This window comes from Blautia sp. BIOML-A1, assembly GCF_009883055.1.
GTDB lineage: Bacteria > Bacillota > Clostridia > Lachnospirales > Lachnospiraceae > Blautia_A.
In genome coordinates this window covers 1-12525 of record NZ_WWVR01000034.1, presented here as the reverse complement: position 1 = coordinate 12525, position 12525 = coordinate 1, and the positions used below count along the sequence as shown (strand labels likewise).

Sequence of the window (12525 nt, the reverse complement as noted above, 5' to 3'; positions counted from 1 at the left end):
TGCTGGTTTACCACATGGATTTGTAGTATTTGTCGCGGTATTTCTTTGGTGTCAATCCTATATAGCCTTCAAAAATCTGTATAAAGTGACTCTGTGAGGAAAAGGAAAGATACGCCGCAATATCCACGATAGACTGATCAGAATATCTGAGAAGATGAGTGGCTTTTTCTATTTTCTGTTCACGGATGTAGTCACTGATCGATACACCAAGATTCTGCTTGAATATACGGGAAAGATAATTGCAGGACAGCCCTGTATGTTCAGCCAGATCCTGAATGGTGATTCTTTCTTTTATGTGACTGTAGATATAGTTGATGCATTCAATGACAGGTTTGGACAGAACAGAACTTTTTTTATGAAGAAGCATTTTTCCGGTAAAATCTTTTGCCATAATATGGTGGAGGTCTGCAACTTCACGGACTGAAGTGCAGGAATCCATTTTTAAGATATAGAAGTCGCTGAGGCGATAGGCCTGCTCCGGTTCCAGTCCTCCGTCAATGCAATAACGGGTCAGCATGGCGGTAGTTACCACAAAATGATATTTGATATTGGTCAGAGGATTTCTTGAAAGGACACCAGTTCCTTCGAGATGAAGAAAGGAATCGTTTTTGCAGTTTGCAGTGACAGTCTCCATGTCTCCGCTTCGGACTGCATTATAAAAAGAGTATTCTACGGAGGGAGAACGGTGCAGGATCTCCATATCATCGTTTTTCATTTCAGTGTGGTACCAGTCTTTTGAAATTGCCATAAACATCACTCCTTAATGTGTTGATTTTTTATATTATGACATGAATCTGACATTTTGTTAAGATTAATAATATATTTTGAATGTCAAAAATGATATAGTATCATCATCAAAGAGAAAACAGTGAAAAATGCTTTGAACAAGGAGGAATTTTTAATGAAAAGAAAATTTGTATCTGTAATCCTGACAGCAGCAGTTGTTGCAGGAACACTCTCAGCAGCAACTGTAGTAAGTGCGGATTCCGGAGAAGGAAAAGTGATTAATATTTATTCCTGGAATGATGAATTTCGTCAGAGATTGGAAGCTGTATATCCGGAAGTAGAATCTACATCAAAGGATGGAACAGTTACAACACTGAAAGATGGAACAGAGATCCACTGGGTCATTAACCCGAATCAGGATGGCGTTTACCAGCAAAAACTGGATGAAGCATTGATGAACCAGGCGGATGCGGCAGACGATGACAAAGTAGATATTTTCCTGTCAGAGACAGACTATGTAAATAAATATACAGACAAAGATGCAGATGTGGCAATTCCGCTTAAAGACCTCGGAATTGATCCTGACAAAGATCTTGCAGATCAGTATGATTTTACAAAAACAACAGCATCTGACACTGATGGAGTACAGAGAGGTTCTACATGGCAGTGCTGCCCGGGAACTCTGGTATATCGTCGTGACATCGCAAAAGATGTATTTGGAACAGATGATCCGGAAGCAGTAGGCGAGAAATTAAAGGACTGGGATACAACAAAAGCAACAGCAGAAGAACTGAAAGCAAAAGGATACTACACATTTTCTTCTTATGCAGATACATTCCGTCTGTATGGAAACAGCATCGAAAGTTCATGGGTAGAGCCGGGAAGCACAACGATCAAAGTTGACCAGAAGATCATGGATTGGATAAGTGATTCAAAAGAATGGCTGGATGCAGGATATCTGAACAAAACTGTAAAAGGTCAGTGGAACGATGACTGGAACAAAGCTATGAGCTCTGACTCCAAAGTATTCGCATTTCTGTTCCCGGCATGGGGAATTGACTTTACCCTGAAACCAAACTGGGATGGCGAAGACGGTGCCTGGGCTGTTACAAACCCACCGCAGGAATACAACTGGGGCGGATCTTATATCCATGTAGCAACAGGAACAGACAACACGGAACATGCAAAAGATATTATCCTTGCTCTGACTGGAAACAAAGACAACCTGTTAAAGATTTCCAAAGACTATGCTGACTTTACAAATACAAAATCCGGTATGCAGGAGGCTGCTTCTGACGATGCATTCGCTTCTGATTTCCTCGGTGGACAGAATCCATTTGAATATTTTGCACCGGTTGCAGAAAACATCAAAATTGCCCCGCTTTCCCCTTATGATCAGGGCTGTGTAGAGCTGATCCAGAATGCTTTCAGCGATTATTTCCAGGGAAATGTTGAGTTTGACAAAGCAAAATCAAACTTTGAAACAGCAATCATGGAACGTTATCCGGAAATCACAGAAGTACAGTGGCCGGAATAAATGATCAGATCAGCAGGGTACAGAGTGCCCTGCTGTTTATTGGAAAGGAAAGGCATTTATGAAAAAAAAGAAAAAAAATATTGATTACGGAAAATGGGGCTTGTTATTTATTCTTCCATTTTTTATCGCGTATCTGATATTTTCTCTTATTCCTTTGATCGATACTGTAAGATACAGCTTTTTCGAATATTATCGTTCGGGTATCAAGGTAGTAGGTCCGAATTTTGTCGGCATGAAAAACTACATCAGTCTTTTGAAATCAGATATGTTCCTGTATGGAAAAAACACATTGATCCTGTGGCTGATCGGTTTTGTTCCGCAGATCGTGGTTGCACTTGTACTTGCCTGCTGGTTTACAGATCTTCGAATGAAGATCCACGGCAAACAGTTCTTTAAAGTAGTTATTTATCTGCCGAACCTGATCATGGCGTCTGCATTTGCCTTATTATTCTTTACGATGTTCTCTACCAATGGTCCGGTCAACTCTATTCTGCTGTCTCTGGGCGTTCTGAAAGCACCGATTGATTTCCTGGGTTCTGTTCTGGGAACAAGAGGACTGATCGGATTTATGAACTTTATGATGTGGTTTGGAAATACAACGATCATGCTGATGGCGGCAGTTATGGGTGTAAGTGTGGAGGTCTATGAGGCTGCTGATCTGGATGGATGCAATGGAATTCAGAGATTTTTCTATATTACACTGCCAATGATCCGTCCGATCCTTGCATACACACTGATCACATCTATCATCGGTGGTCTTCAGATGTTTGATGTTCCTCAGATTCTGACAAACGGACAGGGTAACCCGGACAGAACATCCATGACACTGATCATGTTCCTGAACAGTCATCTGAAGAGCAAGAATTATGGAATGGCAGGTGCATTATCTGTTTACCTGTTCATCATCAGTGGTATCCTCTGCTTCTTTGTTTACAGAATGACCAATGACAACGATCCAGATGGTTCAAAAAAGGCAGCTAAGAAACGTGCAAAAGAAGAAAGGAGAAGAGCAAGATCATGAAAACAAATTCAGGAAAACGTGTGATGAGCATTTTCGCACATATTGTACTCATTCTCTTATCTTTTATGTGTCTGTTTTTCTTTGCGATTCTGCTTATCAATGCAACGCATTCACATGCAGAACTGCAGAAAGGCTTTTCTATCATTCCGGGTAAACATTTTCTGGATAACCTGAGAAGTGTGGCAAATGATGGAAGCTTTCCAATGTTCAGAGGAATCATTAACAGTGTGATCGTGTCCGGATGCTCTGCAGCATTATGTACATACTTTTCTTCCCTGACTGCATATGGCATTTATGCTTATGATTTCAAGGGAAAGAAAGTTGCTTTTACTTTTATAATGGCAATCCTTGTTATGCCGACACAGGTAACTGCAATGGGATTCCTGAGACTGATCACAAAGATGGGAATGTATGATTCACTTCTTCCGCTGATTATTCCGTCCATTGCTTCACCGGCAGTATTTTACTTTATGTACAGTTATTTACAATCTTCTCTTCCGCTGTCACTGGTGGAAGCTGCCAGAATTGACGGATCTGGAGAGTTCCATACATTCAACCGTATTGTACTTCCAATCATGAAACCGGCGATCGCAGTTCAGGCAATCTTTACCTTTGTTGGATCATGGAACAACTACTTCGTACCGGCATTGGTTATCCAGTCCAAGAACAAGATGACGGTTCCGATCCTGATTGCAACATTACGAGGTGCTGATTACATGAACTTTGATATGGGTAAGATTTACATGATGATCACTGTTGCTATCGTACCGATCATTATTGTTTATCTGCTTCTGTCAAAATATATCATCGCAGGTGTTACGCTGGGTGGCGTAAAAGAGTAAAAAATAAAAGTTATCATCAGTCAGAAGAACGCGGCAGGATATTCTTGCATAAAGGATAAAGAATGCTGTCGTTCTTTTGTTGTATAAAATAAATTCAAACGTTAGCAGGAGGATTATATATGAAAGATGTATGGGGACACAGTGGAAGTATGGATCAGAGTCTGTCTGAACTTGAAATCAGGCACCGGACTCTGGCAAGAGAAGCGGCGGTGGAAGGTATTGTACTTCTGAAAAACGAAGGAGTACTTCCTCTTTCCACAGCTTCAGCTATTGCACTGCTTGGAAGTGGGGCAGAAAAGACTATTAAAGGCGGAATTGGTTCCGGTGATGTAAATAACAGAGAAAATATTTCCATTTATCAGGGAATGAAAGAAGCAGGTGTGACTATTACCAGCGAGGACTGGCTGGAGGATTATGAAGAACGTTATAAAAACGCACGAAATGTCTGGAAAGAAAAAATCCTTGAGGATGCAAAGCACGTAGATAATCCATTTGATGCATACGCAAACAACCCTTTTATTCTTCCGGAAGGACGGGCTGTTGAAGCAAGGGATATCGCAGATGCAAAAGCAGCTGTGTATGTGCTCAGCCGTATTTCCGGAGAGGGTAAAGACCGCCGCAGGGTAAAAGGAGACTATTATCTGAGTGAAAGAGAAGCAGCAGATCTTTTTTTCCTGAATGAAAAAAAGATTCCGGTCATCCTGCTTCTGAATGCGGGTGGTCCGATCGAACTGACTGACATTCTGGAAAATACAGAGAACATAAAGGCAATCCTTAATATTTCCCAGCCGGGGCAGGAGAGTGGATATGCGGTTGCAGACATCCTGCTGGGAAACTGTGTACCAAGTGCGAAACTGACGACAACCTGGGCGAGAAGATATGAAGACTGCCCCTTTGCAGAGGATTACAGTTATCTGAATGGAAATCTGGATACTGAAGAGTACAAAGAAGGGATTTTTGTCGGATACCGTTATTTTGACAGCTTTGGCAAAAAGCCACTGTTTCCGTTTGGATTCGGACTGTCCTATACAGAGTTTAAAATAGAATTCAAAGGGATTGAGACTTCGGAGAAAGAACTTACAGTTGAAATGAAAGTTACTAATATCGGAGATACTTATGCAGGAAAAGAAGTTGTGCAGATTTATGCATCTCTTCCTCAGACAGAGGTAAAGAAAGAATATCGCCGTCTCGTTGGGTATGCAAAAACAAAGCTTTTGCAGCCGGGAGAAGCTGAAACATTGAAGATCACAGTTGGACAGAAAGAACTGGCATATTTTTCTGAGGAAAAACATCAGTGGATCGTAGAAAAAGGAAACTATGGTATCTGGACCGGAAACAGTTCTGTATCTCTCGAATACAGTAGCACTGTGAAAGTAGAGCAAAGTGTATCGTTGGAGGATACCTGTGTCCTGGAAAACACAGCAGAGATAGAAGAAGAACTGTGGAAAACGTACGAATGCAGAAAAACAACGGCAGATAACAGCCATTGTATTGTTTTTACACCGCATCCAGAAGAGAAAAAAATATACAGATCAGCTTATGCCACGGAACAGATGGCAGAAGATCTGATTCCTCTTCTCTACGGAAATATTGCAGAAACAACAAGTACTCTGGGGGCAGCAGGAATCCGCGTTCCGGGAACCGCAGGTGAGACAACAGAAGGACTTCTTGACAAGTATGGTATTCCATCGCTGATCATGGCAGACGGACCGGCAGGTATCCGATTGCAGCAGCACTATGAAGTGGACAGGGCAACAGATACCGTTTATGGAATCGGTGTACTGGGGGCTCTGGAGAACGGCTTCCTGGTAGACAGAGAAGAGCATGAGGGTGCTGACCAGTATTATCAGTACTGCACTGCATTCCCAGTAGGAACTGTAATGGCTCAGACCTGGAACAGAGATCTGATGCAGAGATTTGGAGAAGCGGTTGCACTTGAGATGGAAGCATTTCACGTCAATCTGTGGCTGGCACCGGGTCTGAATATCCACAGAAATCCTCTTTGTGGACGAAATTTTGAGTATTATTCAGAAGATCCGTTCCTCTCAGGAACGCTGGCAGCATCTGTAACAAAAGGTGTGCAGTGCCATAAGGGATGCGGCGTTACAATTAAGCATTTTGCATGCAATAATCAGGAAGATAACCGTATGGGGGTGGATGTAAAGATTTCAGAGAGGACGCTCAGAGAAATTTATCTTCGTGGATTTGAAATTGCAGTGAAAGAGGGGCAGCCGACAGCAATCATGTCTTCTTACAATCTTGTCAATGGAGTGCATGCGGCGAACAGCAAAGATCTGTGTACCAGAATTGCCCGGAAAGAGTGGGGATTTGATGGAGTTATCATGTCTGACTGGAATACAACCGTACCGGAAGATGGAAGTGTTGCATGGAAATGTGCTGCGGCAGGAAATGACATTATCATGCCTGGAAATACAGAAGATGCCGAGAGTATTCGTAAAGCATACAGAAACGGAGATCTTACAGAAGAAGAAATCCGTTCCTGTGCAGGCAGGATTCTTAAACTGATCAGTCAGCTGGCATAGAATTGTTACATCTTCAATGCCAGATATAATCGCACGGCATCCCGAAATTCCCTGGGATTGCAGCCGCATTTTTTATAAATCTGGTTCAGTCTGTACTGGACAGTATTTTTGTGGAGAAATGTTTCCTCGCAGGTCTTTTTGAGGGACATGTCACAGGAAAAATAAATATGAAGCAATTTAAGGTCTTCCGAAGAAAGCTTATCCAGAGTTTTCGCAAGGAAGGCCTTTTTGCTGCGGGAATTTATGGAGGCGAGGATCAGCTCCAGATCCAGTGAGGCGGCCTCAACATAGCTGCATCCGGCGGGCATGGATTTCAGAGCAATCTCGGCAGAAAAAGCGGAATCATAAATCTCGTGGATAAAAGCAGGGTTTCCCACAGCAATCCACAATGCGTCTTTGTATTTCTGTGCAAAATCCATCAAAAACTGTTGTTTCCGTTGGAAAACAGCCTCTTCAATCACTGCAAGATATTCATCCGGATAGACAAAGGTAAAAAGCTGGCAGTCCAGCTGTTTAAAAAGCTGTGAGACAGCATTGTCCAGAGAAGCGGAGAGTACAGGTCTGTTGTCAGAATGGATTTTCAGGCGAAGAAGCTGGCAGGATTTTTTTTCATCGATATTCCATCTGGAAAGATTTTCACGAAGATACTCAGGATGGATGTCCTCATGATCGATAAGACCACGGAGAATATAACTTTTCTTTTCGGATTCTGTACGGTTGAAGGCATCCAGTTCCTTCTCGCGGATCAGAAGCCGGGTGATACGTTCAGCCAGCCTGGCATATTTTTGCACATCATCGGGATTTCCGGTGATCCCGATGACAGCGATGATCTTGTGATTGTGATAGATGGGAAGATTGACCCCCTGCTGTGTGCCGGTGAAATGGTCATTTTCACGGACTTCGATCACACTGCCGCTTGCAGCAGCTTCCCGTCCGATCTCATGAAAGGTTCCTATCCGGCTTTCATCTGTGCTTGCAAAAATTGTCCCGGAACAATCTATAAAATTAACGTTCTGTCCGCAGAGATCCCGGACGGTATCTACGATCTGCTGTGCAAGGGCTCTGGTGATATAAGGCGTCATTTGCGTTCCTCCTGGTCAATAGGCAGCAGTTTTCCGTGCTGCCTTGCGTGCTTTCTTTGCAGAGTACATCTTCTGGTCTGCATCAATAAATAAACCCATTGGCAACATTATAACGAATCCTGGGACAAAATACCAGCGGGTTCTTGTATACAAAAAACCCGCTGGTCAGGGAGAAGACGTTACTGTGAACAGTTACGAGAAGACCAACGGGTAAAAAAGGAAAAGGGCTGGTTAAATTAAAACAGACGGAATACCTGCTCAGCGGAAGCAGTCATATTTGCCTTTGCAGTAGCAGGATTCATGGCTTCTTCAAGAGTAGAGATTCCACGAACAATCGGGAAGAAAGCATCAATACCGGCTTCATTGCAGGCAACGGCTTCTTTTGTAACACTTCCTGCAAAAGCAATCGTTTTTGCACCATATTTTTTGCCGAGTTTTGCAACACCGACAGGAGCCTTGCCCATGGCAGTCTGATGATCCAGACGGCCTTCTCCGGTTACGACAACATCAGCATTTTTCATTTCATCCTCCAGATGAACCGCATTCAGGATCAGCTGGATTCCAGGAGTCAGTTCTCCGTTTAAGTAGCTTAAGAATGCAAACCCAAGTCCACCTGCTGCACCTGCACCGGAGGCATTCATATTGTCTCTGCCAATCACATCAGCAGTAATTTTTGCATAGTTTTCCATTCCTGCATCCAGAACCGGAAGCATTTCGGAGGTAACACCTTTTTGTGGACCGTAAATATAAGTTGCGCCCTGGAAACCACAGAGCGGATTGGTGACATCACAGGCAATTTTGAAATTGCACTGGGAAAGAAGCTCTGTTTTGTCAGAAAGTTTCACAGAAGCGACTTTAGCAAGTGCCTGTCCGCCTTCGCCGGTTTCATTTCCGTCTTTATCAAGGAAGGTGAAACCAAGGGCACGGAGCATTCCGATTCCACCGTCATTGGTAGCACTTCCGCCGATTCCGATAATGAAATTGCGGATTCCTCTGCCGATAGCGTCAAGAATCATTTCTCCTACACCAAAAGTAGTGGCAGTCATAGGATCTTTCTGATCGGAAATCGTGATCCCGGCAGCCGAAGCCATTTCCATGATAGCGGTATTGGTATCCTTGAGATAACCATAATAAGCATTGACAGATTCATGATACGGACCGGTAACAGTGACATCAATACGTTCTCCGTTCAGGCCTTCGATCAGGGCATCGGTGGTTCCTTCACCGCCGTCTGCCAGTGGCTTAACGATTACTTCAGCATCTTTATGCGCGGCAAGTACACCTGCTTTGACGGCCATGCCGGCTTCCATGGAAGTCATGCTTCCCTTAAAGGAATCAACTGCAACAACAACTTTCATAAACTAAAACCCCCTGTGGTAATGATAAAAAGCTGTTCAGCTGGTAAACGAGATATAAAAAACAATTTAGAGGAATTACCTACTGTGTTTGGAGTAAGCAATAACTGAACAGCTTTGATGATGTTACTATAGCATGGATAATCATAAAAAGATATGTTCCATATACCAAAAAATAAAGAATTGACACAGGGAAAATACGGTACAAATAACAAAACCCTCTGCCACACACGAATCTGCATGACAGAGAGCTTTGCTGCATATTATCTTGGCTCTTTTCCGGCGGCAAATAGCATCATCATCTCATTGGTAAGGCTGATGTCATTTCCCTGTCCGGTGATCTTATCACGGTCAAACCATTGGGCCATAGAAAGTTCTTCGTGGTCAACGGTGAGTGTATCATCACCGTCTACATCACAGAAAAATCCGAAGAGCAGTGTACCGGAGAAAGACCATGGCTGACTCTTGTAGTAGCGCAGGTTTCTGACCTTCAGACCGACTTCTTCCATGACTTCCCGGTGGACGGTTTCTTCAATGGTTTCGCCAATCTCTGCGAATCCGGCGATCAGAGCATGAAGCTTGAAATTTCTTCCTTCATATTTAGAGAGGAGAAGTTTATCTCCGTTGATGACTCCCACGATAACTGCGGGCATCAGAACCGGATATTCATGACGGCCACAGGAAGGGCAGAGCATCATTCGCTCCTTTGTGTCGTGCTTCATCGGTGTTCCGCAGCAGCCGCAGAATCGACGGCTCTGGTACCACTGGAAAATCTGGTGTCCGGTGATGCCGGCAAAGGCAAGATGACGCGGCGCGGCGGTGCGGAGTTCCCGTATGCTGTGCAGTTCATAATTGTCAGCCAGGCTGATATCCAGATTTGGAATCAGATAAAAATGATTGTCATCTATAGAGAACAGGTAAATATAATTCTCATAAAGAGAAGGAAGCTTTCCTTCCAGTTCCCGAAAACGCAGAAAGGAAATTTCCGTCTCCGGACCGGCCTGATGAAACAGTATTTTCTTATCTTCAAAGGAAAGAATAAAGCTGTCTGCCGTTGGTGGAACCGGCTTGTATTCATTGTGGTAAACATGTGGTGCGATATCCTGTATCATAATAAAACTCCTCCTGAAAATACTTTTGTATTTTTTTTACTTTAAGCGTAACAAGTCCCTCAAAGATTGAGGGATTCAGGGAGTTTGAAACGGACTTGTCCGCTTTGTTCCTGCCTGAGTAAAAAATATAAATAAGTATAGGACGGAGACTGAAAAAATGCAAGAACAGACGAAAAAATAAATTATGTCATGGCAAAACGCCTCGCGGAATATTACCGGTGAAGTAACATCCGGTTCATAAAATTGTGAAAAAAGTATCAGGCACAGTTGACAATAAACAACACTTATGTTATTATAATGTCAGTATAATTCCATATTGAACATATGAAGTGCTGGCTGTTTCCGCGTAGCAGTCAGAAGAGGGAATCAGGTGAGAATCCTGAGCGATCCGGTCACTGTAACAGAGGAGCGACCTTTCATTTATCCCATTGTACGACCGTTGTATGAGAAGGGGAGAGGAAGCGATGATCCTGAAGTCAGGAAACCTGCTTTGTATGGCGAGGTTAAACTTCCGTGTAAAGTGTAACAACCAACTGAGAGATATCCGCAGTCTCGAAGCGTTGTCTGCTTAATTGGAAGCAGGCATTTTTTTATGGAATTCGCCTGTTCGTATGAATTATACCAGCATGCTTTTGTTGCGTTGGCCACCGCAGAGCATGTAGCCCTTTAAGGGTATGATTAAATGGCAGGCGATACTACTCCGGATGCATTCGTTCCCTCCGCATATTTGAACGGATTCATTGTCTACCCCGGAGTAGCATCGCAATCCTCTTAAATAAGAATCTGAACTGACAGCATGATTTATATCATAGCTGCTTTTTTTTACTTTATATTATATCAGATGTGAGATGACTCCCACATCTCTAGGTAGCGAGCAACAAATCAGTATCAGTGGTGGGAGTCGATACTCCCATCTGATATAGCCAAAGGAGATATTAATGATGGAAAAACCATACTGGGAAGGAAAGCATTACGCTTTTTTCAGCAACAAAGAATGTGAGTATTTTCCGTGCCATAAGGGTGCGGATCCGGAGAATTTTAATTGCCTGTTCTGTTATTGCCCGTTATATGCTCTCGGCGATAAATGCGGCGGAAATTTCAGAATTACCGAAAAGGGGATCAAGGACTGCACGAACTGCCAGCTGCCACATAAAGCAAAGAATTATGGATATGTAACCGGGAAATACAGCGAGCTGGTGGAACTCATGAATAAGATAAACAATGAGATTAAATGACGCAACGGGATGTGTGCCCCGTTTGCTGGTTAGTTCATTGTTTTCCGTAATCGGGAGCACCTTATTGGATCACGGCCGCAGGCCGCGGCGATTCCCCCGGGGCGTGGTGGCACCACAAAGATGATACCATGCCAGACGAGGGCAGGATACATATATACAGCAGAAGAAAAGGCGTATAGTATACTTTTAAATGACATCTATACAGAAAAAGAAACAGCCTCCTGACAAATTTGACTTAGCAAATTTCCGCAGATTCTGACTGCGCTAATGATGACTGCGTTGCACTGTCTGAGCACCTTCAGGTGCGAGTTTGCAAAAGCAGTCATCGATAGATGCGCGGGAAGAATCCGGAAATGCCGCGTGTCAAAAAGTCAGGAGACTGTTCTCTTTTTCGTGATATAAATCTTAGGATAATAAGCGGGAATCCTCGGCAATTCAATTACCGAGATGAAAGCGCAGGATTGTGCATATCTGCACATTGAAAAAATATAATAATTCCTCCCCCACCCTGATATTAGTGCCGTAACCGGCATACAAACAATCGAAAATATGTTTGGGGTTTTGTTGCACATTTCCATTCATCATGTTATACTATATGTATGAAAGAAAATCTAATACATTATAGAACTTGTGTGTGTAATATCAACTACCATATGGTATGGTCGGTGAAATACCGGCGGAAAATATTAAACCAAGAAATTGAGGAATATCTTCAGAAACTGGTGCAGTAGATTGCAGAGGATAAGGGTTTTACTGTTCACTTATTTGAATGTGGTGAAGGTGATCATGTCCACTGTTTTGTATCAGCTCCACCAAAGCTGTCCATAACAGCAATTGTCAAGTATCTGAAGGGGATCACCGGCAGAAAACTGTTTGAACGTTTTCCAGAAATAAGAAGCCAGCTGTGGAAAGGAGAGCTGTGGAACCATTCCTATTATGTGGAAACAATCGGATCTGTATCTGAGGAAAATATTCGACGTTATATTGAGCATCAGAGCAAGTCGTATTAATTCAAGGTGGATTATAAATTTCCATCCGTAAGAGTGTATGAAGGAGGAAGAGGAATGCTGCT

At 43.0% G+C, this 12525-nt stretch carries 9 protein-coding genes, 1 pseudogene and 1 riboswitch; of the genes and pseudogenes, 6 read left to right on the top strand and 4 right to left on the bottom strand.

Annotated features, from left to right (window positions below):
* Positions 1-7: 7 nt before the first annotated feature.
* Positions 8-748: a helix-turn-helix domain-containing protein gene (locus GT674_RS13295; RefSeq protein WP_161286147.1), complete on the bottom strand. Its 741-nt coding sequence runs from the start codon at positions 746-748 to the stop codon at positions 8-10.
* Positions 749-901: 153 nt separating this feature from the next.
* Between GT674_RS13295 and GT674_RS13290 the strand changes: the two genes are divergently transcribed.
* From GT674_RS13290 to GT674_RS13275, 4 genes are all read left to right on the top strand, one after another.
* Entirely contained in the window at positions 902-2263 is a 1362-nt protein-coding gene (locus GT674_RS13290) for an ABC transporter substrate-binding protein (protein ID WP_161286146.1), read from the top strand.
* A gap of 58 nt (positions 2264-2321) precedes the next feature.
* On the top strand, positions 2322-3284 hold the full coding sequence (locus GT674_RS13285) for a carbohydrate ABC transporter permease (RefSeq protein ID WP_022215751.1): 963 nt from the start codon (positions 2322-2324) through the stop codon (positions 3282-3284).
* On the top strand, positions 3281-4126 hold the full coding sequence (locus GT674_RS13280) for a carbohydrate ABC transporter permease (protein WP_118697955.1): 846 nt from the start codon (positions 3281-3283) through the stop codon (positions 4124-4126). The genes GT674_RS13285 and GT674_RS13280 overlap by 4 nt, the downstream gene beginning before the upstream one ends.
* 119 nt (positions 4127-4245) lie before the next feature.
* The gene (locus GT674_RS13275) at positions 4246-6669 is read left to right on the top strand and encodes a glycoside hydrolase family 3 protein (RefSeq protein ID WP_161286145.1); all 2424 of its coding nucleotides are present in this window, start codon (positions 4246-4248) and stop codon (positions 6667-6669) included.
* Between the two features lie 5 nt (positions 6670-6674).
* Here the strand turns inward: GT674_RS13275 and GT674_RS13270 are convergent, their stop codons facing one another.
* The 3 genes from GT674_RS13270 to nudC form a co-directional block, all read right to left on the bottom strand.
* Positions 6675-7751: a CdaR family transcriptional regulator gene (locus GT674_RS13270; RefSeq protein WP_161286144.1), complete on the bottom strand. Its 1077-nt coding sequence runs from the start codon at positions 7749-7751 to the stop codon at positions 6675-6677.
* Between the two features lie 236 nt (positions 7752-7987).
* Positions 7988-9109, bottom strand: coding sequence for a glycerate kinase family protein (locus GT674_RS13265; RefSeq protein WP_161286143.1), 1122 nt, complete (start codon positions 9107-9109; stop codon positions 7988-7990).
* A 260-nt stretch (positions 9110-9369) separates the two neighbouring features.
* A complete protein-coding gene (gene nudC / locus GT674_RS13260; RefSeq protein WP_161286142.1) occupies positions 9370-10218 on the bottom strand; it encodes an NAD(+) diphosphatase in 849 nt (282 codons plus the stop codon).
* Positions 10219-10528: 310 nt separating this feature from the next.
* A riboswitch (cobalamin riboswitch) is annotated at positions 10529-10725 on the top strand.
* Between the two features lie 434 nt (positions 10726-11159).
* Between nudC and GT674_RS13255 the strand changes: the two genes are divergently transcribed.
* Together GT674_RS13255 and tnpA are read left to right on the top strand one after the other, a co-directional pair.
* Entirely contained in the window at positions 11160-11453 is a 294-nt protein-coding gene (locus GT674_RS13255; protein ID WP_161286206.1) for a cysteine-rich small domain-containing protein, read from the top strand.
* 599 nt (positions 11454-12052) lie between these two features.
* Positions 12053-12463, top strand: a pseudogene (gene tnpA, locus GT674_RS13250) (IS200/IS605 family transposase).
* Positions 12464-12525: the final 62 nt, after the last annotated feature.

Coding starts and splice junctions, on each gene's coding strand:
- GT674_RS13295 (WP_161286147.1), bottom strand. CDS start 748: ATGGCAATTTCAAAAGACTGGTACCACACTGAAATGAAAAACGATGAT.
- GT674_RS13290 (WP_161286146.1), top strand. CDS start 902: ATGAAAAGAAAATTTGTATCTGTAATCCTGACAGCAGCAGTTGTTGCA.
- GT674_RS13285 (WP_022215751.1), top strand. CDS start 2,322: ATGAAAAAAAAGAAAAAAAATATTGATTACGGAAAATGGGGCTTGTTA.
- GT674_RS13280 (WP_118697955.1), top strand. CDS start 3,281: ATGAAAACAAATTCAGGAAAACGTGTGATGAGCATTTTCGCACATATT.
- GT674_RS13275 (WP_161286145.1), top strand. CDS start 4,246: ATGAAAGATGTATGGGGACACAGTGGAAGTATGGATCAGAGTCTGTCT.
- GT674_RS13270 (WP_161286144.1), bottom strand. CDS start 7,751: ATGACGCCTTATATCACCAGAGCCCTTGCACAGCAGATCGTAGATACC.
- GT674_RS13265 (WP_161286143.1), bottom strand. CDS start 9,109: ATGAAAGTTGTTGTTGCAGTTGATTCCTTTAAGGGAAGCATGACTTCC.
- nudC (WP_161286142.1), bottom strand. CDS start 10,218: ATGATACAGGATATCGCACCACATGTTTACCACAATGAATACAAGCCG.
- GT674_RS13255 (WP_161286206.1), top strand. CDS start 11,160: ATGGAAAAACCATACTGGGAAGGAAAGCATTACGCTTTTTTCAGCAAC.